This window comes from Gardnerella rara (assembly GCF_055452355.1).
Map to the genome: position 1 here is coordinate 226,760 of NZ_JBVBJP010000004.1, position 20,645 is coordinate 247,404.

14 protein-coding genes and 1 pseudogene are annotated in these 20,645 nt (G+C 43.8%); 8 read left to right on the forward strand and 7 right to left on the reverse strand.

The features are described from left to right. Positions 1 to 21 precede the first annotated feature (21 nt). From pgl to ACZ0NX_RS05395, 4 genes are read right to left on the reverse strand one after another with little or no spacing between them, the layout of a single operon-like run. Positions 22 to 843, reverse strand: coding sequence for a 6-phosphogluconolactonase (gene pgl, locus ACZ0NX_RS05380; protein ID WP_464405958.1), 822 nt, complete (start codon positions 841 to 843; stop codon positions 22 to 24). Positions 844 to 893: 50 nt separating this feature from the next. Next, on the reverse strand, positions 894 to 1,889 hold the full coding sequence (locus ACZ0NX_RS05385) for a glucose-6-phosphate dehydrogenase assembly protein OpcA (protein WP_464405960.1): 996 nt from the start codon (positions 1,887 to 1,889) through the stop codon (positions 894 to 896). Beyond that, a complete protein-coding gene (gene zwf / locus ACZ0NX_RS05390; RefSeq protein WP_464405962.1) occupies positions 1,886 to 3,466 on the reverse strand; it encodes a glucose-6-phosphate dehydrogenase in 1,581 nt (526 codons plus the stop codon). The genes ACZ0NX_RS05385 and zwf overlap by 4 nt, the downstream gene beginning before the upstream one ends. Positions 3,467 to 3,521: 55 nt before the next feature. Beyond that, positions 3,522 to 5,768 (reverse strand): acyltransferase family protein, encoded by a 2,247-nt coding sequence (locus ACZ0NX_RS05395; protein WP_464405964.1) that lies wholly within the window; start codon positions 5,766 to 5,768, stop codon positions 3,522 to 3,524. Between the two features lie 501 nt (positions 5,769 to 6,269). Between ACZ0NX_RS05395 and ACZ0NX_RS05400 the strand changes: the two genes are divergently transcribed. Further along, the gene (locus ACZ0NX_RS05400; protein WP_464405966.1) at positions 6,270 to 6,764 is read left to right on the forward strand and encodes an inorganic diphosphatase; all 495 of its coding nucleotides are present in this window, start codon (positions 6,270 to 6,272) and stop codon (positions 6,762 to 6,764) included. 140 nt (positions 6,765 to 6,904) lie between these two features. On the opposite strand, the gene ACZ0NX_RS05405 is transcribed toward ACZ0NX_RS05400, so the two are convergent. After that, positions 6,905 to 7,633, reverse strand: coding sequence for a beta-carotene 15,15'-monooxygenase (locus ACZ0NX_RS05405; protein ID WP_464405967.1), 729 nt, complete (start codon positions 7,631 to 7,633; stop codon positions 6,905 to 6,907). A 157-nt stretch (positions 7,634 to 7,790) separates the two neighbouring features. On the opposite strand from ACZ0NX_RS05405, the gene ACZ0NX_RS05410 reads away from it, so the two are divergent. From ACZ0NX_RS05410 to valS, 4 genes are all read left to right on the forward strand, one after another. Next, positions 7,791 to 8,606 carry a winged helix-turn-helix domain-containing protein gene (locus ACZ0NX_RS05410; protein ID WP_060787109.1) on the forward strand — a complete coding sequence of 272 codons (816 nt, stop codon included), beginning with the start codon at positions 7,791 to 7,793 and terminating at the stop codon, positions 8,604 to 8,606. A 52-nt stretch (positions 8,607 to 8,658) separates the two neighbouring features. Beyond that, on the forward strand, positions 8,659 to 9,285 hold the full coding sequence (gene nth / locus ACZ0NX_RS05415) for an endonuclease III (protein ID WP_081090977.1): 627 nt from the start codon (positions 8,659 to 8,661) through the stop codon (positions 9,283 to 9,285). A 125-nt stretch (positions 9,286 to 9,410) separates the two neighbouring features. Further along, a complete protein-coding gene (locus ACZ0NX_RS05420; RefSeq protein WP_464405969.1) occupies positions 9,411 to 11,003 on the forward strand; it encodes an ABC transporter substrate-binding protein in 1,593 nt (530 codons plus the stop codon). Between the two features lie 81 nt (positions 11,004 to 11,084). Continuing rightward, a complete protein-coding gene (gene valS / locus ACZ0NX_RS05425; protein WP_464405971.1) occupies positions 11,085 to 13,841 on the forward strand; it encodes a valine--tRNA ligase in 2,757 nt (918 codons plus the stop codon). A gap of 97 nt (positions 13,842 to 13,938) precedes the next feature. Here the strand turns inward: valS and ACZ0NX_RS05430 are convergent, their stop codons facing one another. Further along, on the reverse strand, positions 13,939 to 14,205 hold the full coding sequence (locus tag ACZ0NX_RS05430) for a type II toxin-antitoxin system RelE family toxin (RefSeq protein ID WP_415688889.1): 267 nt from the start codon (positions 14,203 to 14,205) through the stop codon (positions 13,939 to 13,941). Continuing rightward, on the reverse strand, positions 14,189 to 14,425 hold the full coding sequence (gene relB / locus ACZ0NX_RS05435; protein ID WP_115794039.1) for a type II toxin-antitoxin system RelB family antitoxin: 237 nt from the start codon (positions 14,423 to 14,425) through the stop codon (positions 14,189 to 14,191). The genes ACZ0NX_RS05430 and relB overlap by 17 nt, the downstream gene beginning before the upstream one ends. Before the next feature lie 112 nt (positions 14,426 to 14,537). Between relB and argS the strand changes: the two genes are divergently transcribed. From argS to ACZ0NX_RS05450, 3 genes and pseudogenes are all read left to right on the forward strand, one after another. Next, on the forward strand, positions 14,538 to 16,334 hold the full coding sequence (gene argS / locus ACZ0NX_RS05440) for an arginine--tRNA ligase (RefSeq protein ID WP_464405973.1): 1,797 nt from the start codon (positions 14,538 to 14,540) through the stop codon (positions 16,332 to 16,334). Between the two features lie 212 nt (positions 16,335 to 16,546). Continuing rightward, positions 16,547 to 18,061, forward strand: a complete 1,515-nt coding sequence (brnQ, locus tag ACZ0NX_RS05445) for a branched-chain amino acid transport system II carrier protein (protein ID WP_464405975.1) — start codon at positions 16,547 to 16,549, stop codon at positions 18,059 to 18,061. Between the two features lie 564 nt (positions 18,062 to 18,625). Next, positions 18,626 to 20,645, forward strand: a pseudogene (locus tag ACZ0NX_RS05450) (hypothetical protein); the annotation flags it as partial.

Here is a 20,645-nt window from a genome sequence, read left to right on the forward strand (position 1 = left end):
GTTGATTGAATATTATGCAGATTACTGAATTGCAGCTTGCAAGGTTTCGGTGGTAGTTAGCCATGCAATTTCGTCGGTGCCATTGGCAAAAGACGCAGGATAGTCTGGATTATTGTCTGCCGAAAGTGCGTCCATTAAAGCTTTTCCTTTTTGCTCGCCAGCCGTTAAGAACCAAGTTCGGCGGCTATGAGCCAGCACGGGTGCGCTAAGCGTTAATCGCATTGGCGGCTGCTTAGGGGAGTTATTTACGCCTAAGACTATGCGATCTCGATTATGAATTTGCGGTAATCCTGGGAAAAGCGAGGCCATATGCGCGTCTGGGCCCATGCCAAGAATTGCCAAATCAAACACCGGCTCTGGCCCAAGCAGTCCTATAATCTCTTCTTCGTAATCGCGTGCTGCTGCGTCTAAAATCGCATTATTTTCAGCATCGCTAGCATTCGCCACTTCTTGCGCACTGCGCTCGTCTGCAGGCATTTCGTGAATATGAGACTCCTGCAAAACTTTGTTATCGCTAAGCATGTTAAGAAGTAGCTCGCGAGCTTTGCGCGCATTGCGATCGCTGCTGTTATAAGCTACAAAACGCTCATCTGCCCACCAAATATGCACATTAGACCAGTCGATTGCTGGAAGTAACGGGTTGCTAGCTAACATTTGAAACATGCGAATAGAATCTGTTCCACCTGTTAGCAAAAGATGGAATGGCTTATTAAGATTTTCAACATTGTTTTGCCATTGCATAATCAAAGTCACAAGTTTTTGTGCAGCAACAGCAGCTAGAATATCTTGATTGTCGTAGCCGTACACTGTTGCGTTATGCGCAAATCTAAAATCTTTAGTCATATGAACCTCTTATTTTGCAATCTTCGTTATTCTTGATTGTGTTATTGCGTTTAGTCACATTTGTTATTCTGCATTGCGCAACAATTTTCGTTAATAAGCTGCGCGTAAATCTCGTCTGGGTCAATTCGGCGCAATTCTTCACTTAAACAGTCTTGTAAAGAACGAATCGGCATAGAAATAGGCTGAGCTGCTTGCCCTGGAAGACTTATTATTGCTTGGCTGCTGCCAGAAGGACGAGTTAAAGAAAGCTCGCCGTCTTGCCGCTTAAGACTTACCTCCGTAATTGCATGCGCTTTAGAATCTTCAACAATTTCCACAGGAACATTAAGCGAGATTTTTAGCCATTGTGCAAGCAAATGTAGTGGAACGTAGTGCTTGGCTCCGCTAACTTTAACGCTAAGAATTGGTAAGTGCGGCGGCTGGTCGAGCATAGAGGCGAGCATTGCACGCCAAGACGTAATGCGAGTCCAAGAAAGATCAACGTCTTTAGAAGACCAATTTTTGCGCAGATTTTGTACGGTTTCAAGAGTGTTGCTGGCTCGCTGAGCGTCTGTGATTCTGCTGCTTGCCATAGCTCCAAGCAAGTCTTTAGCAGGATTTTCGGGCGCGTTTGTAGGCCACCATGCAACAATCGGAGCATCTGGCACAAGAAGCGGAATAACAAGCGTATCTGGGTGGCGAACAAGGTCGTTATGCGGATAGAGAATAATGATTTCGCCTGCGCCCGCATCTGCTCCAAATCGCACTTGAGCGTCTAAGTTTGGTGTTTCTTCTTCTTGATTTGCTTGATTTGCTTGATTGTCTTGATTTTGATTATGCAAATTTGCACTAGCGCTTTGCCAATCGCGAACAATCGCTATAACTCTGCAAGGATGCTCGCGACTAGCCGCGTTTGCTGCATTCAGCGCGTTTTCAAGCTCTTTAAGAGTGGTATCAATAAGAAGAGTGAGCACGCGGCCAGTGGCGGATTCTCCTCGTTCTTCGTGAAGCTCGTCGATTTTTGCGGATATTTTAGACGTGTTTGTGTTAGGAAGATTAATAATCATGGCAACCTCCAATGGCGATTATCGCGAGCAAGCATGGCGTCAGCTTCCGCTGGTCCCCACGTTCCAGCGCGATACGGTTGCGGACGCGTGTTAAGAGAAGCCCAAAAATCTTCAATCGGATCCAAAATTTTCCAGCTTAAATCAACCTCTTGCGTTGTTGGGAAAAGCGGAGGTTCGCCAAGCAAAACGTCTAAAATAAGGCGTTCGTAAGCTTCTGGAGAGTTTTCTGTAAAAGACCTTCCGTAGCTAAAGTCCATGGAAACATCGCGAACTTCCATAGACGTTCCGCCTGGCACTTTTGCGCCAAATCGCATTGTTACGCCCTCGTCTGGCTGAACGCGAATCACAATTGCATTGTTTCCAAGTTCGCGCACAGCAGTAGTCTCAAAAGGCAAGTGTGGAGCGCGCTTAAAAATCACGGCAATCTCTGTAACTCGCTTACCTAAGCGTTTGCCTGTTCGCAAATAGAATGGCACTCCAGCCCAGCGGCGAGTGTCTACGTCTAATCGCACAGCAGCATACGTTTCTGTATTGCTATCTGGGCTAATTCCTTGCTCTTGCAAATATCCAACGGCTTTGTATGACCCTTGCCAGCCTTCTGCATACTGGCCTCTGGCAGTGTTTGCAGCTAAATCTTTAGGCAAGCGTATAGCAGACAAGACCTTAGTTTTTTCCGCTGTTAAATCGCTAGCACTAAAGCTTACAGGCTCTTCCATAGCGGTAAGTGCCATTAGCTGCAACAAGTGGTTTTGAATAACATCTCGCGCAGCGCCAATGCCATCGTAATATCCAGCTCTGCCGCCTATGCCAATATCTTCTGCCATGGTGATTTGCACGTGGTCAACATAATTAGCATTCCAGATTGGCTCATACATTGCGTTTGCAAAGCGCAAGGCGAGCAGATTTTGCACAGTTTCTTTGCCTAAATAGTGGTCTATGCGGAACACGGAATTTGGGTCAAAAACCTCGGAAACTACGCGATCCAGTTCTTGCGCGCTAGCTAAATCGTGGCCAAACGGTTTTTCGATTATTACTCGTCTCCATGCGTTTTCGGATGAGTGCGAAAGCCCAGATGCGGCCAATTGTTGCGCTACAACAGGGAAGCTGGATGGTGGAACAGACATGTAGAACGCATGATTTCCGCGAGTTCCACGATCTCGGTCTAGCTCGCTTACTGTTTTGCTTAAGCGCTCAAACGCGCTTGCATCGTCGAATGTTCCGCGAACAAAACGTATGCCTTTTGCAAGATTAATCCATGTGGATTCGCAAAATGGCGTACGGCAATGCTGCTGAATATTTTCTCGCACAAAGTTTACAAAATGCTCATCGGTCCAGTCTCGTCTAGCGAAGCCAGTAAGACCAAATCCAGGCGGCAAAAGTCCGCGATTTGCTAAATCGTATACAGCTGGCATTAGCTTTTTTCGCGCTAAATCGCCCGTGATTCCAAATATAACAAGGCTGCACGGGCCTGCGATTTTGGCTAGTCGCAAGTCGCGTGGGTCTCGCAGTGGATTCTTCCATCCTGCAATCGAATCGCCCTTATTGCTTTGGGAAAATGGGGTTATTAACTCACTCATATGTACCATCGTAATATTTTGGCGTGATTTGGGCGGTTTGCGCTTGCCTGGCAAGTTATCCGCCGCACACGGCTAGTCGTATCATTCGTGCGTATTGCGGGCCGCCAATAGGCGTTAGGTGTATTCCGTCGTCTGTTAGAAACTCGCTATGGCCTGCGCTTAGGCCGTTCCAGTCGATTATTCCAACGTTTTTGCGCTTTGCTGCAAATGCACGCAATTTTGCGTTTGTTTCGTCTTGCCAAGGTTGAGGCACGCGAGTTGTTACAAAATACACTGGTTTTCCGCCAGTAATATTTACCATGTTTTGTAAAACTGACTCGTCTCTAGGCGGCCCGTTGGTTCCAAGTTCGTAGATTACAACGCTTCCAGGGTGTTTTTCGGCTATATCTTTTTGGTAGTCTTCGGCTCCGTGGAAAATCTGCCTACTAACTTTTCCGTCAATCCAAGCGTTTGGCAAAGCCTTTAAAAGGTACGGCTTTGCGCCTTCGGTTACGGAGTCTCCAACCATTGTTATGTCTGCCGTGCAAACGTCTTGTTTTGAGTTGATTTTCCAAGCTTTTGTGTTTATATTTGCTGGCACTTTTTCTGCGATTGGGTTTAGAACCCTATGAGCGCTTGGCTTTGTAGGAAGCGTTTGTTTTGTTATGTTTTGACGCCTTCCGCCTATTTTTCTTTTTGGCTTTCTTTTTGGCTTTTGGCTTTCTTTTTGGTTTGGCTTTTGGCTCGGTTTTGACTTTGGTTGTGTTATCTCTTTATTTTGCTTTCCATTTTTAGCATGAGTTTTAACGTCTTGTTCTTGACTTGTTAATTCTGGCCTTAATTGTATTGACCTTTCTTGCGCAATGCTGCTCCAATTTAGTGGAGCTGCGATTAGCGCTATGCAGGCCGCTGCGCACACAGTAGTCGCAAGCCTTCGTAGAACAAATGGTAGCTTAATGTTTTTGCTTTTAACGTTTAAAGTGTCAAACGAAAGATCAATGTTCTTTGCTTCTTGCAATGCGTCTTGTGCCTCTTTTTGAGCACTGTCTTTCTTTGCGCTAATGCTAAAAGTCATATGCTTGCTGGCAAATGGCATCTCAAAAATTCTGTAAAATACTTCGGCTACAGCAACAACTACCACGCATTGCAAAATCTGCTCAAATAGCGTTATGTGAGTAGTTCTTGTTGCTGGATTTAATACTTCGAGTATTGGAAAATGAACAAGATAAATCGCAAAAGCCCTTGTTCCTAAATAACTTAGAGGAGCTATGCCAAGTATACGCGCGCAAATGTTGTTTTTTTGCATGCAAGCGTGCATTAAGATTGCGCAAACTACAGCAAAAATCGCGTAACCGCCGTAAACAATCCACGTTTTTGACCCGTCTTGTTTAGTGAAGCAGAATAAAATAAACGCTAACGCGATTAACCCTATAGCAGACTCTAAAATCGGCTGTCTGCCTTGGATTTTGCCCTCTTGTGCTTTGTTATCTTGGTTCTCAATCTGCGTTTTTTTGCTTTTGCTTCCAACAATGTATTGCCATGCGTCTGCAATAATTTTTATAACGGATTTTCCGCTAAACCACGTGCAATACATTGCTAGAAGAGCGCCGATTATAAATTCTCCAGCGCGTGTGTCTAAAGCGTAATACACGCGAGCAATGGTTTGCCCTTCTCCGCAAAGAATTGTGATTGTAATATTTGCAATAGTGGACGCAATTGCAAGTATTGCTGTAGCAAATATTCGCGCAAACTTAGATTTAAAGATTTTAAGAATTACGCCTAGAATAATCGGCCAGCAAACAAATATTTGCATAATAAGGCCCAAATACCACAAATGCTTAATAGGGGAAGGCAGCCCCGACTGTTCAAAGTACGAAACTTTTCGCAGAATATACGCCATGTTGCTGCTAAATGTGGATCCAGTTAGTGCGTCTGATTGCAGTTTTGTTAAAAGACTTGGCGAAAGCAACCACATAAGTGGGGCGCTTAGTGCAATAATGCCTAGCGTAGAAGGCCATATTCGTTTTATGCGTTTAAGCAGGTACTTAAAGTAGATAATAAGTTTTGATTTTTTCTTCTGACTTTCTTGGTTACCATCTAAATGTGAATTTTTATTGTTATTCTCGATGAACATTTTTAGCAAAGATACAGTGCTAAAGTATCCCGCCATAACAAGAAACATTGTTACGCCCAAAAATCCACCGTTGAATACGATTGGGCGCAAGTGGAACGCTACAATCCCAATAATAGCAATCGCGCGCATGCCGTCTATTGCAGCGTTGCGTTTGGTTGCAGCGTTTGCCGCGTTGTTCAATTCTGCCATCTTGCCTACAACTTAATACGTGTTTGTTGTTTTTGTGTTCAGTTTTGTGTTTAGTTTTGTGTTCAGTTTTACAAGTGTTTATGTTCGATTTTTTCCATTAGTATCGCTCCAAAACGTAGTCATATTATCTACGTATTAAGACACTCAATATGCTTATAGCGTGTCTTAGATTTCCCTTGATTTTTCGCGTATTTTTGTGTGATTTGCACGATTTTTTTAATGTAAATCAAAATATTTTTCAAATGTTTTACTATTTTTATTAATATTTTTTCTTTTGTGTTTTTTGCATGGTTGCTTGCTGCTTTTTACGATGACATTTTATGTTGAATTTTATGTGTAGTTTTATATGGCGTTTTATATGCTCTTTGCTGCGCGCTAAAGTTAGACTGAACAGTCTAAGTTAGATGTATAAACGTTAGATTGATAAACAAGTGTTTAAATGCGTTTAGCATTAGGTTTAAGAATGCATTTAAGCATTAAGTTTTACGTTAAGGAGTAAAAATGGCAGAAACATTTAACGTTGTGGTAGAGATTCCACGCGGCTCTAAGAACAAGTACGAAGTAGATCACGAGACTGGTCGCGTATTTTTGGATCGTACCTTGTTTACCGCAATGGGTTACCCAGATGATTATGGCTACATTGATGGCACTTTGGGCGAAGACGGCGATCCACTCGACGCTCTTGTTATGATTCCAAATTCTGTGTTCCCAGGCTGTGTTGTTGAATGCCGCGCTGTTGGCTTGTATCACATGGTTGATGAAGCTGGTGGAGATGACAAGGTTTTGTGCGTGCCAGCAGACGTTCGCTTTGATGACATTAAAGATATTGACAATGTTAGCGAATATCACAAGGCAGAAATCAAGCACTTCTTTGAGCAGTACAAGGCTTTGGAGCCAGGCAAGGAAGTTCTTCCTGGTGATTTCTGGGCTGGCGCTGAGCAGGCAGAAAAGGAAATCGTTGCAGCTCGCAAGCGTTTGGAAGAAAGCGAAAAGTAGTTTTTGCGGTTAATCGCAAGCTTCCAATCGTTTTAACAACGCATTTATTTTATTAGTGTCTAACGCATTTTATGTGTTAGACACTTTTTTAATATGTAATTCTTTTAATATCTTTTAATATGTAATTCTTAAAATCGCGTTTACGCTACAAGCAGCATTGCTAATCCAGCTCCGTAAACAACCATTCCGCCCATCATAATTGGAATCAAAGCTGTTCCAATCTGCGGGAAAATCATTCCAGAGTTGTATTTTGCATCTTTAACCCAAAGGTGTGAAAGACCTGCAAGTATAATCACGGCAAATAGACCAATCACGCCCACCAATACGCCGAGCTCTAATATGCGTACAGAAAAAGTGAAGCGAATAATCGAAGGCAAGAAAAGCCAACCAGGCAATGCGGCGCATGCAATGCTTGCAGTAAGGCAATGAGATAGGTTTCGCACAAGATTGGATCGATTTTCTCTAAACATCTGTCTTGCAAAACTAATAAATGTTGCCGCAACAAGAATTAGCGCAAAGTTTACTGCCCATCGTTCGTATGGCCTAATTGCTGCAACAAACTTATGAATGCTAACTTCTGATTCTCCGTCGATTACGCTGCTTGGAAGCCATCCTTTTAAAGCCAGAGTTGCACACCACATAGATGCCAGGCCTGCAAGAAAAGGAATCGCTTTGTCTGCTGTGGAGCCTTGCAAAGGCCAAAAAGTTATTAAAGCAAGAAGAATAAGAACACAAACAGTTAAAACGGCTTTTGCTGTTGCAAATGGAAGCGCGGCTGCTGCCACTAAAAGAGCCAGGGCAATAAATTGAGTTACAACAATAGTAATGTGATTATGCATTGCGTTGCGCTGAATATTGTTGATGCTCATTTTGCGCTCCTATCGCGTTTACACTGTGATTTACCCCATTTTATATGCAAGCGTACACTTGTGCTTTTTTGATTCTTCTTAAGCATGGATTACAATTTTCTTTTAACAGCTTGATTTTGAATTTTCATTCAATTCTATGCGCTACGGAGGTGTCAGTATGACGGATATTACATTGATGACCTCTTGCCCTGCGCCTGCAAAAGTTTTGCCATCGCTAACGCTGCTTTCTCATCGCGTACGCGTGCTTGCAATGGAACCATCTAGCATGCTTAAAATGCCAGAAAACACCATTCTTCTTATTGATGCTAGAGAAGACTTATCTTTAGCAAAATCCCTATGTTCTCTTGTGCGCGCGTCTAATTTAACAATGTCTATTATTTTAATCCTTACAGAGGGTGGCTTTACTGTTGTAAACCCATCTTGGGGTGTTAGCGATGTTATGTTAACAACTGCTTCTCCTGCCGAAGTAGAAGGTAGACTGCGATTGGCCGCCAAAAAATCTGTTTCTACCGATTCTTCTTCTAGCTCTACTGTTGCCGATTCCACAAGCGTTGAGGTTAACAGCAACGGTCAAATGTGTTCTGGAGACTTGGTTGTAGATACGCAAAGTTACACGGTTAGCTTGCATGGAAAGCCTATCGATTTAGCGTATAAGGAGTTTGAACTACTAAAGTATTTTGTTCAGCATCCTCGTCGCGTTTTTACGCGTGCGCATTTGCTTCAAGAAGTTTGGGGCTACGATTACTACGGCGGAACTCGCACGGTTGACGTTCATATTCGTAGGCTTCGCGCAAAGTTGGGCGTTGAATACGAGCATGTTATTGGAACGGTTAGAAACGTTGGATATCGTTTTGATCCACTAGAGGCTCAAGTTGACGAAGTGGAAAATGACGATTACGCAGAAAACAGTAATCACGCGGAGGCTGGCGATTCGCGTGCCGAGGCTCCAAGCATCTCCAACGATTTAGACTAGGCTTATATTGGCTAAGATAGATAAAACAAACAAAACAAACAAAATAAATAAAATGCACGAAGAATATAGGATTTTGTGCCAAGAAATCCCAAATCCAAAGTGTGCACTAAATTTTACTAATCCGTTTGAGCTTTTAATCGCCACTGTTCTTAGCGCGCAAACAACCGATAAACGCGTAAACGTAGTGACCAGCGAGCTTTTTAAGGCTTATCCAACACCTGGCGATTTAGCCAAAGCGCAAATATACAATGTGCAAGAAATAATTCATTCGCTTGGATTTTATAGAGTAAAATCGCAGCATATTATTGAGCTTTCTCAAAAACTTGTTAAAGATTTTAATGGCGTTGTTCCAAACAATATGGCCGATCTTACAAAGCTTCCTGGCGTTGGTAGAAAAACTGCGAACGTTGTTTTAGGAAACGCTTTTAAGATTCCAGGATTTCCCGTAGATACGCATGTTATGCGAGTTACAGCAAGGCTTGGCTGGGTGAGTGATTCTAGCGCTAAGGCTAAAGATGCGGCGAAAATCGAGCGAGAAGTCACGGCTTGTTTTGCGCCAGAAGAATGGACGAATCTTTCTCATCGCCTTATTTTGCACGGAAGAATGTTTTGTACGGCTAGGAATCCTCGTTGTGCTGATTGCCCACTTAGGTTTTTGTGTGCCTCGGTGCGATTGTAGAGTGGCTTTACGCAAGGATTAATGGCCTCTAAATAAACTCTTTTAGAATATTCTTAGAATATTTTTAGACTATTTTGTGCATAAATTCGGTAAGCAAATTCAAGCTATGATATAAACTTTTAAGCATGTCTGAATTTGGAAGATACTCATCTGCTTCGCATGTGCGCAGTGCAAAATATGCGCATGGGCATAGAAGAGGGGCTAAACCCTGGGTTGTGTTTATTGTTTTAATCGGCATTCTATCTGCTGCAATTTGGGCTGGATGGCGATTTGTAGATGGAAGATCTTTAAGGTCTTTAATGCCAACAAACATTTTCCCAGCATCAAATTCAACTTTAACAATCGGCTTACGCACAGCTCCAGCATCATTAGACATTAGAACAGATGATAGTGATTCCCTGCAGCAGGCGCTTTTAGAGAACGTTTACGAAACACTTGTAAAACGAGACGAAAACAATGCGTTGCATCCAGGACTTGCGCAATCGTGGAGCGTTTCTGCCGACGGATTAAACTACAAGTTTAGGCTGCGTGGCGGAATCAAATTTGCTAATGGCGACCCAATGGATTCAAGCTCTGTTCTTAAATCGCTTCAGCAGGGCATTACAAAAGGATATCCTGGCTACGAAAAGCTAACAAATATTACAAGCGTATCTAATTCTGGCTCGAGCGTTTTAAATATTGCACTAAAAACTCCAGACCCACTTTTGCCAAGGAGATTAGCTGGCAGAGCTGGAATTGTTTACAACACAAACATTTTTGTTAACTATGCTTCCGACGCTATTGGAACTGGCCCATTTACCGCAAAGGGTTACAACAAAGGCGGTGATCTTGTTCTTGTTCGAAACAACAAATATTGGGCAGGGCCTTCTGGTTGCGAAAGCATAACTCTTAAGTATTTTAACGACGACACATCTTTGGCAAATGCTGTTAAAGATGGCAGCGTGCAAATGGCAATTCCACTAGACGGAAATGAAAACAAGCGCATGGCTGCAATGCCAAACACTAAGCTTGTTGAAGGCAAAAGCACAAGATTAAGAATGTTTGCTTTTAACACGGGAATGTCATCTATGTTCTGCGATCAGCAAATTCGTAGAGCTGCAAGGCATGTAATTGAGCCAAATGTTATTCTTGCTTCCGATCCTTTTGGAGGCCAGCTTGTTGGCGGGCCAATCGACCCTATGTCTCCTGGGTATGAAGATTTTAGTAACACGTATCCGCATGACGTTAAAAAAGCCTATGGTATGTACCACTACTTTGCTGCAGGATATTTGCGCGGAATCACAATGCTTGTTCCAACTGGAATGGCTAGCGTTTGCGATCAAATGGCAAAAAACCTAAGCTATGCAGGTGGATTCCCAGTAAAGCTAGAAGAATTAGACCAGAGCGTAATCGATCAGCGAATTCGCGAAGGTAACTACGATTTAGCTCTTACTTGGACTAATCACACTCTTGACTCTGGAATGTATGCGGACACTAAGTCCAACTATTTGTTCCAAGACCATGAGTCGCAAAAGTATTTTGCAGACGCAATGAAGTCTACAAGCCCGCAAGAGTACGAAGCAAACATTAAAAAGTATGCTAAGGAATTGTGCGATTACGCCGTTTCTGGGTGGCTGTACGCAAGAAATAGCGTTGTTGTTGCTAAGAATAATGTGAGCGGATACCCTACAAACATGACCGACCAGCTGCTTCCTTTGCACGACGTGACTGTTAAGTAGTGCTGGCTTGTGCTGTATTAGTGGGTTGGCATAGTGCCATGTTATACTGCGATGTCTCGCTAAGTTTCTAATATTCAGTTCATGAGTGAACAGGATAATACAGTAAAACACGCACATTTAACACCATTGCCTAATAAGGTTGGTGTTGATGGTCTTGAAGACAAATGGCGTAGCAATTGGGACGAAGCTAAGACTTACGCGTTCCACAATTCTTGCGACCGCAAGGCCGTGTATTCAATCGATACACCACCTCCAACAGTTAGTGGCCATTTACACGTTGGCCACGTATTTTCTTATACGCATACAGATGTGATTGCACGATATAAGCGCATGAAAGGCTTTGACGTGTTCTACCCAATGGGTTGGGACGATAACGGCTTGCCAACAGAGCGCCGCGTGCAAAACTATTACGGTGTGCGCGTAGATACTTCGCTTAAGTATGACCCTGATTTTAAGCCGCCATTTGAAGGCACAGAAGGCAAGAAGATTGAAGCAAAAGATCAGGTTCCTGTAAGCCGCCAGAACTTTATCGAGCTTTGCGAGCGCTTAACTTCCCAAGATGAAAAGTTGTTTGAAGCTTTGTGGCGCAGGCTTGGTCTTTCTGTTGATTGGTCGCAGACCTACCACACGATTGGTGAGCAGCCTCGCCGAGTTGCGCAAAAAGCATTCCTTCGTAATCTTGCTCGTGGAGAAGCCTATCAAAAGGATGCTCCAGGCTTGTGGGATGTTACTTTCCAGACTGCTGTTGCTCAGGCAGAGCTTGAAGCGCGCGAATACCCTGGTTTTTATCATAAGATTGCGTTCCGTTTTGAAGATGGCACGCCAATCTACATTGAAACTACGCGACCAGAATTGCTTGCAGCTTGCACATCTTTGATTGCGCACCCAGACGATGAGCGTTACAAAAAGTATTTTGGCAAGGAAGTTTACTCGCCGCTGTTTAAGGTGAAGGTGCCAATTTTGGCTCATCCTGCCGCGCAAATGGACAAGGGTGCTGGCATTGCAATGTGCTGCACTTTTGGTGACGTAACCGACGTTGAGTGGTGGCGCGACTTGAGTTTGCCAACTCGACCAATTATTCAGCGTAACGGCCGCATTGTTATGACTACTCCTGATTGGATTACGGACGAGTCTGGCCGTGAAATGTTTGAGAAAATTGCTGGCAAAACCACGTTCTCTGCTCGCAAGGAAGTTGTTGAAGCTTTGCAAGCTGCTGGAGATATGGAAGGCGATCCAAAGCCAACAAAGCGTATGACGAACTTCTACGAAAAGGGCGATAAGCCTTTGGAAATCGTCACTTCTCGCCAGTGGTATTTAAAGAACGGCGGTACGGACGAAAAGCTGAACGCTGAGCTTATTGAGCGCGGTAAGGAACTTAACTTCCATCCAGACTTTATGCGCGTGCGCTACGAGAATTGGGTTCATGGCTTGAATGGTGATTGGCTTATTTCTCGCCAGCGCTTCTTTGGTGTTCCATTCCCACTTTGGTACCCAGTAAACGAAAATGGTGAAGTGGATTATGAGCATCCTTTGACGCCTAGCGAAGACCGTTTGCCAATCGACCCAACTATTGACGTTCCAGAAGGATTTGATGAATCGCAGCGAGACCAGCCAAATGGTTTTACTGCTGAGCAAGACATTATGGACACTTGGGCTACATCTTCCTTAACTCCACAAATTGTGACTCGTTGGGAAGAGCCAGGCGAAGAAAATCAAGCTTTGTTTAAGGCCACTTTCCCAATGGATTTGCGCCCACAAGGCCAGGATATTATTCGTACTTGGCTGTTTAGTACGGTTGACCGCGCGCATCTTGAAAACGGCTGCTTACCTTGGAAGCATGCTGCGCTTTCTGGATGGATCTTGGACCCAGACCACAAGAAGATGTCTAAATCTAAGGGCAACGTGGTTGTGCCAAACAAGCCAATTGAAGAATTTGGTGCGGATGCTGTTCGTTACTGGGCAACTTCTGCAAAACTTGGCTTGGATGCCACTTACGACGAAGGCCAAATGAAGATTGGCCGCCGCCTTGCGATTAAGCTTTTGAATGCAACGAAGTTTGCGCTCGCAATCGGCCGTGAAGATGAGGAACATCAGGTTCTTGAGTCTGCTAGTGCGGATTGGGATTTTGCAGACGTTACGGAAGTTTTGGATCGCTCTGTTATGGCAAAGCTCGCATCCGTTATTCGTACCGCAACTGATGCGCTTGAATCTTACGAGCATTCCAAGGCTTTGGAAGCAATCGAAACATTCTTCTGGGAGTTCTGCGACGATTACATTGAGCTTGCAAAGAATCGTGCTTACGGTACTGCAGAATCCACTGGACGCACTCCAAGCGAAGCTGCTGTAAAGTCTGCTCGCACAACTCTTGGTCTTGCGCTCGACGCTTTGGCTCGCTTGCTTGCTCCTTACTTGCCTTACGCTACGGAAGAAGTGTGGAGCTGGATGCATGAAGGCGAAGGTTCCGTGCATCGCGCTAGCTGGCCATGCGCTAAGGCGTATGAGGCTGCTGCAAACGGCGTTTCTGCAGACACTTTGGCTTACGCGGGTGAGGCTTTGGCTACTTTGCGAAAGATTAAGTCTGAAGCAAAGGTTTCTATGAAGACTCCTATTTTGCAAGTGACTTTGAACGTAGCAGAAAATGCTTATAAGGCTGTTGAGGAGACTTTGGATGACGTTGCGGAAGCGGGTCGCGTTACTGGAGAAGTGAAGCTTAACGCTGTTAAGGCTGCAGATGATGGCGATTCTTCTGAATCTGAATCTGCGGAATCTGATGCAACTAACGTAAACGTTTCTGTTGCTCAAAGCGAACTCGGCGAAGCTCCTGCAAAAAAGAAGTAGTTTGCAAGTAATCGAAAATAATTAATCGCAAAACAAAATGCGCTGGAAGTCAATCTTCGACTCCAGCGCTTTTTGTGTATTTAATCGCGAAGCATCGTCACTTGCTATAAATTCTGCTGCGATGATCAATATCTACAACAAAAACGGTCAGTACATTATTTTCAATTGCACAAATTATTCTATAATCCCTTACTCTATATCTCCAAAACCCCGAATAGTTGCCAGTTAGCGCTTTGCCTCTGACTCGAGGATTGTCGAGATTGCTAATTTCGCGAAGTTCCTTAACGATTTGCTTAGCGATTGTTTTGTCAATTTTCCCTAGCTGTTTTTCAGCCCTTTTAGATAAATTAATCTTCCAAGTCAAGGCGCTTCACCACGTCGTCGAGTGGAGAGGTTTCTAATTCTCCACGTTTGTATGCTTCAATATCTGCCATTAGTCCATATTCATGTTCAAGTTCATCGATTTGAGCTTCTAGCGCTTGATTCATGTAAAATGAACGAGTGCGGTGAGTGGTTTTAGCGAGCTGATCATAACGATCTAAAACGTTAGACGGTACTCTTAATCCTGTAATTGTTGCAGCCATTTCTAATCTCCATTGTAAAACATGTAAAACATATATTACCTTATATGCAGAATAACGCAATCCAATACGTTATAATCGCGAAGCATCGCGCGGTAACGCTAGACTGTAAACCATGAATCCAGAAAGTTTAAGTGAATTAATTGAAAAAATCGCTAAAGATTTAGTGGCAAGCGGTAAAGCCGGCAGTCTAACAGAAGATTTGATTCCTGCTGCCGAAAAACTTGCAGTTATGAGGCCAAAAGATCGCGCGCACGGCGATTGGGCCACGAATGTTGCTATGCAGCTTGCTAAAAAAGCAGGTATGAAGCCTCACGATTTAGCCGAACTTTTTGCAGAACGTTTGCAAGAAGCGCAAGGTATTGCGGGCGTAGAAGTGGCAGGCCCTGGCTTTATTAACATAACGCTTGATTCAGCTTCTGCAGCGGCAGTCGTAGACGAGGTTTTAAAGCAGGGCGCGGATTTTGGCAAAAATACGCATTTGAGTGGCAAAACTTTAAATCTTGAGTTTGTTTCCGCAAATCCAACTGGCCCAATCCATATTGGTGGCACTCGCTGGGCTGCGGTTGGCGATTCTATGGCTCGAGTCTTGGAAGCGAACGGCGCAAAAGTTGTGCGCGAATACTACTTTAACGATCACGGTGAGCAAATCAATCGTTTTGCAAAGTCGCTTGTAGCGGCTGCTCACGGCGAAGAAACGCCTGCAGATGGCTACAAGGGCGCGTACATTAACGAAATCGCGGACGCTGTTATAAAAGAAGCAAATGCGGATGGCGTTGACGTTCTTTCTTTGCCGCGAATCGATCTTGGAAAAGACGAGGAAGGTTTGCCGCTTGGCGAAGGCGATTCCGAGCAGCGCGAAGAATTCCGCAAGCGCGCAGTTCCAATGATGTTTGCAGAAATTCGTAAGTCAATGCGCGATTTTCGCGTTAGCTTTGATGTGTGGTTCCACGAAAACAGCTTGTACGAGGATGGCGAAGTTGAGCGCGCTATTGCGGACTTGCGTGAGCGTGGAGATATTTTTGAAAAAGATGGCGCAACTTGGTTTGAATCCACTAAGCATGGCGACGACAAGGATCGCGTAATTATTAAGTCTGACGGAAACTACGCCTATTTTGCTGCAGATATTGCGTACTATCGCAATAAGCGTCATCGCAAACAGAATCCTGCAGACGTGGCAATCTACATGCTTGGCGCGGATCATCACGGCTATATTGGCCGAATGATGGCAATGTGCGCGGCTTTTGGAGACAAGCCAGGCGAAAACATGCAGATTCTTATTGGTCAGCTTGTAAACGTTATGAAAGATGGCAAGCCAGTTCGCATGAGCAAGCGCGCTGGAAACGTTATTACTATTGACGATTTAGTTGATGCAATTGGCGTTGATGCTTCGCGCTACTCGCTTGCTCGCACCGACTACAACACAAGCGTTGACATTGATTTGGATTTGCTTGCTTCTCACAGCAACGATAATCCTGTGTATTACGTGCAATACGCTCACGCACGCAGCTGCAATGTGGCTCGTAACGCGGAAGACGCTGGAATTAGTGCAGACGGAGCTGATTTAAGCTTGCTTAATACTGAGGCAGACGGCGAAGTGTTGGCTACTTTGGCTCAATGGCCTGCAGCTCTTGCACAGGCTGGCGATTTGCGCGCTCCGCACAGAGTTGCGCATTATCTTGAGGATTTGGCTGCAAGCTACCACAAGTGGTACAACCTTGAGCGCGTAGTGCCAATGGAGTTGAGCGACCCAGAAAATCGCTTGCCAGAAGCGGAGCGCGAAGCGGTTCGCATTGCAAAGTGCCCAGAGCCAGCACGCGCTGCAGCTCGACTTAAGCTTAATGCTGCTGTGCGCACCGTAATCGCCTCTGGTCTTGATTTGCTTGGTGTTTCTGCTCCAGATAAGATGTGATTTAGCGTATTTACGCTTTATTTAGGACGTTAGTTTTTATGCTAGCGTCCTTTTATTTTTAATTAGGAGACACGCGCGGATTATAAATTTTTCCGATTAAGTACATGCGATTTATTAATATACCCCCTAATATTATTTTTCGGTTTCAGTTTTGTTATTAAATGCGTTAAATAATATGCTTAAACAATTTTTCACCATATAGGAGGTGTAGCATGAGCGTCACAACACAAAGTGTCAGCACAGACAGTGCCCCGAAAAAAAGGAACTTGACAATTATTGAGTCCGCATACGTGGCGGTCATGTTGTTTGGCATGTTCTTTGGCGCTGGAAACCTTATTTTCCCAGTATTTCTTGGTGCTAACGCAGGAAACAATTCTGCTCCTGCAACAATCGGCTTTATTGTTACTGGCGTTGGTTTGCCATTACTTGGTGTTACGGCTCTTGCAATGAGCCGCGCAAATGGTCTTTTTGAGCTTTCAAGCAAAGCTAGCAAAAAGTACGGCATGTTCTTCACTTGTGTGCTGTATTTAACAATCGGCCCGTTCTTTGCAATTCCGCGCTGTGCAACAACTTCATACACTGTTGGATTGGAGCGAATTATTCCGCAAGACGGGAACGGTCAACTGTACTTGTTCTTGTTCTCTGTAGTGTTCTTTGCGCTCGCGTTCTTCTTTGCTATGAAACCAAGCGGCATACTTACATGGGTTGGTAAAGTTCTTACGCCAATCTTCCTTGTGTTCCTAGCGGTTTTGGTATTTACTGCACTATTTTCTCCTATAAGCGGCGCTTCTTCGGATGCTGCTCCTATGGGAAATTATGTTAATAAGTCATTCTTTACAGGATTCTTAGATGGCTACAACACAATGGATGCTTTAGCTAGTTTGGCATTTGGAATTGTGGTTGTTAGCACCATTCGTCAGTTTGGAGTAAAAGACCCTAAAGATGTGGCAGTAAATACTGCTCGCTCTGGATTCTTTAGCTGCTTGCTTATGGCAGTGATTTACGTTGCAATTGTTGTTGTTGGTGTGCGTAGCCGCGCGCTATTCCCACCTGCGGAAAATGGTGGCGTAACTTTGGCGCAAGTTGCACGTTATCACCTTGGAAACGTTGGCCTATTTGTACTTGCTGCAACTGTAACTCTTGCATGCTTAAAGACTGCGGTTGGCTTAATCGTAAGCTGCTCGGAAACTTTCTCTAAGCTATTCCCTAAGGGTCCTAGCTACAGAGTTTGGTCTGTATTGATTACGCTTGTTTCGTTTGGTCTTGCAAACTTTGGTTTGAGTGCAATCATCGAATACGCGGTTCCAGTATTGATGTTCTTGTATCCGCTGTCAATCGTGCTGATTCTTTTGGCTTTGTGCGGTCGACTTTTTGGAAATTCCAAAGTCGTGTACGCTTGGACGCTTGGTTTTACTGGTGTTGCAGCTGTATTTGACTTTTTGAATAGTTTGCCAAACGCTTTGCGCAACGCATTGCATATAAACGATATGTTGATTGTTGCTCAAAACTGGTTGCCGTTCTCGGAATTTGGAATGGCTTGGGTTTGCCCTGCTGTTGTTGGATTTGTTGTTGGCTATGTTCGCATGGTTTTATCCGATAATAAGGGTATGCAAGAGGTTGCTCGCGCAGCTTCTGGCCCAGACCTTGAAGGTAGCGTTGCTGGTAGCGATGATTATTCTTCAAACAGCTCCGAGTTTGACGAGCCTAATTTCGGCAATCAATCCTAGTGACTAATTCACAACTAGTTGTATAGATAGTTGCAATAATAATAATCGCCATATTGCTGCTCGTATGAGCTGGATATGGCGATTTTTGTAATTTGCGATTCTCGAGTTGCGGCTTTGCGACGAGCAGTTAGCTGCCTACGTGGGGACGAATTGTCCCCTGGTGTTTATTGGTGATAGCTTGCATGGTTTGAGGTTGCTTGAGAAAACGCATGCAGAAAAGATTGATGTGATTTAAATAGACTGGTAAACAACGAATATAGAATAAATAAAGGCTAGTCAACATGGAATTTATCTTGTATAATCAGTGCGTTAAAAAGTTATGCATAAAAGGTTGACAAGCCGTGAAAAGACTGACAAAATCCTCGACAGACAGACAGACAGACAGACAGACAGACAGACAGACAGCATAATTCTGTCTCTTTTCACATAGAATTTTTTAATAGGCAGGAATGCATACCTGGTGGGTAGGTATGTGTTTCTGCCTATTTTTATGCGATTTTTCAAAACATTAATATAAGTAATTTAAACATGTGAAGAAATGTAAGAATAATAAATGGAGTTGAAATGAAAATTAGAATGAAAGGAATAATGGGATTATTCCTTGCTCTAGCAGTGAGTATAGGTTGCCTGTCTTTAAATCCAATAGCTAGCTATGCAAATGACGCGGGCACTACTTTTAATATCAATGATAGTAGTGTAAATATAACACAAAGCGGTACTTATACGATTGAAGGAACAGGTCAACCAACGTCAAATACGATTAGTGTGACAGGAAGTAATATCAAGGCTAAGATTATCCTAAAAAATGTAAACATTGATGTATCTAATCAGGATGAACAACAGGCTTTTCTTGCAAAAAATAATGATCAATCTAATGTTCATTTAACGATAATACTAGAAGGAACAAATTCGTTGAAGTCAGGTGACCATCGGGCTGGGTTAACATGGAACAATTCTGATAATAATTCAACGTTAGAAATCGAGGGGGATGGTTCTCTAACCGCAACAGGCGGGTGGTCAGGAGCAGGCATTGGCGGTGGTTATGGTGGTTCAAGTGAAAACATCAAAATCACTGGTGGAACCGTAACTGCAACAGGCGGAACTTTTAGTGCTGGCATTGGTAGTGGTGGAGGGGGTTCAGGGAAAAACATCAAAATCACTGGTGGAACCGTAACCGCAACAGGCGGGTGGGCAGGAGCAGGCATTGGCAGTGGTGATGCTGGTTCAGGAAGAAACATTACAATCACTGGTGGAAGCGTCAAGGCAAGCAGTATCAGTACAACGCCGACCGATGGCAAGGGTAATAACGTCTATCTTTTTAAACTGAAAAATCAGGACAGTGTGAATGAGGTAACTGTGGACAGTGGCACAGCAAATGCAAAAACATTCACAAGAGCAGGCAACTACCCTGACAGAGATACCGCATTTTATCTGTATCTGACAGGAAAAGACCATGACCTTGATACTTCTAAAAAGAAATATAAGGCAGAATGGAATAATACTACGAATACATTTACTACTAAATTTGACCCGAATGATGTAAAAAGTATGACGGTAACAACACAGCCTTCAAAGTTGAGTTACACGGAGGATGACCCACTAGATTTATCTGGGCTTGTTGTCACGTTAACTGATGATCAGGGCAAAACAAAGGAAGTGAAACCTACTGACTTTACGGCTAATAATATCAATGCAGATCCTGAGAATGGAGCAGTATTAAAGCTAGGCCATAATGAAAAGACTGTTACCTTAAAGAGAGGAAACTTGACTGCAACTACAGATGCGTTACAGGTGAAGCAGAGAGTGTTTGACCCAACTCGTGTAACGTCTAGGACAATCACACACCAGCCTAAGTTGAGTTATACGGAGGGAGAGAGGCTAGATTTAACGGGGCTTGTTGTAACGTTAACAGATTATCAAGGCTTAAGAAAAGAGGTGCCATTTGCGCAATTTGAAAGATATGGAATCAATGCAGATCCTGCAGATGGAACATTTTTAACAGCAGCAGACCACAATGGGAAACCTGTTAAATTAACAATTTATAGGGGTGGAACGCTGATTCCAAGCTGGTCGGCACCAGCAGGCGTATTAATGGTAAAAAAGAAGTTTGACCCAACTCATGTAACGTCTATGACAGTCAAACACCAGCCTACAAGACGAACTTATACGGAGGGTGAAAAGCTAGATTTATCTGGGCTTGTTGTAACGTTAAAGGATGCTAAGGAGGCGACGAAAGACGTGACTCCTGCAGAATTTGAAGCGAATGGGATCAAGGCAACTCCTGAGAATGGTGCAAAACTAGCACTAGAAAATGGTGGAAAGCCTGTTACTTTAACTAAAGAAGGTTTGGCAGATGCTGTGACTTCAAATCTAACGGTAGCGAAATTGAACCCAACATCTATGAAGGTAACAACACCGCCTAATAAGTTGAGTTATACGGAGGGAGAAAACCTTGATTTAACTGGGCTTGAAGTCACGTTAGAGGATGCTAATCATGTGAAAAAAGTCGTGACTCCTGCAGAATTTGAAGCGAATGGGATCAAGGCAACTCCTGAGAATGGTGCAAAACTAGCACTAGAAAATG

Coding starts and splice junctions, on each gene's coding strand:
- relB (WP_115794039.1), bottom strand. CDS start 14,425: ATGGCTGCAACAATTACAGGATTAAGAGTACCGTCTAACGTTTTAGAT.
- ACZ0NX_RS05400 (WP_464405966.1), top strand. CDS start 6,270: ATGGCAGAAACATTTAACGTTGTGGTAGAGATTCCACGCGGCTCTAAG.
- valS (WP_464405971.1), top strand. CDS start 11,085: ATGAGTGAACAGGATAATACAGTAAAACACGCACATTTAACACCATTG.
- ACZ0NX_RS05420 (WP_464405969.1), top strand. CDS start 9,411: ATGTCTGAATTTGGAAGATACTCATCTGCTTCGCATGTGCGCAGTGCA.
- nth (WP_081090977.1), top strand. CDS start 8,659: ATGCACGAAGAATATAGGATTTTGTGCCAAGAAATCCCAAATCCAAAG.
- ACZ0NX_RS05395 (WP_464405964.1), bottom strand. CDS start 5,768: ATGGCAGAATTGAACAACGCGGCAAACGCTGCAACCAAACGCAACGCT.
- argS (WP_464405973.1), top strand. CDS start 14,538: ATGAATCCAGAAAGTTTAAGTGAATTAATTGAAAAAATCGCTAAAGAT.
- pgl (WP_464405958.1), bottom strand. CDS start 843: ATGACTAAAGATTTTAGATTTGCGCATAACGCAACAGTGTACGGCTAC.
- ACZ0NX_RS05410 (WP_060787109.1), top strand. CDS start 7,791: ATGACGGATATTACATTGATGACCTCTTGCCCTGCGCCTGCAAAAGTT.
- zwf (WP_464405962.1), bottom strand. CDS start 3,466: ATGAGTGAGTTAATAACCCCATTTTCCCAAAGCAATAAGGGCGATTCG.
- ACZ0NX_RS05405 (WP_464405967.1), bottom strand. CDS start 7,633: ATGAGCATCAACAATATTCAGCGCAACGCAATGCATAATCACATTACT.
- ACZ0NX_RS05385 (WP_464405960.1), bottom strand. CDS start 1,889: ATGATTATTAATCTTCCTAACACAAACACGTCTAAAATATCCGCAAAA.
- brnQ (WP_464405975.1), top strand. CDS start 16,547: ATGAGCGTCACAACACAAAGTGTCAGCACAGACAGTGCCCCGAAAAAA.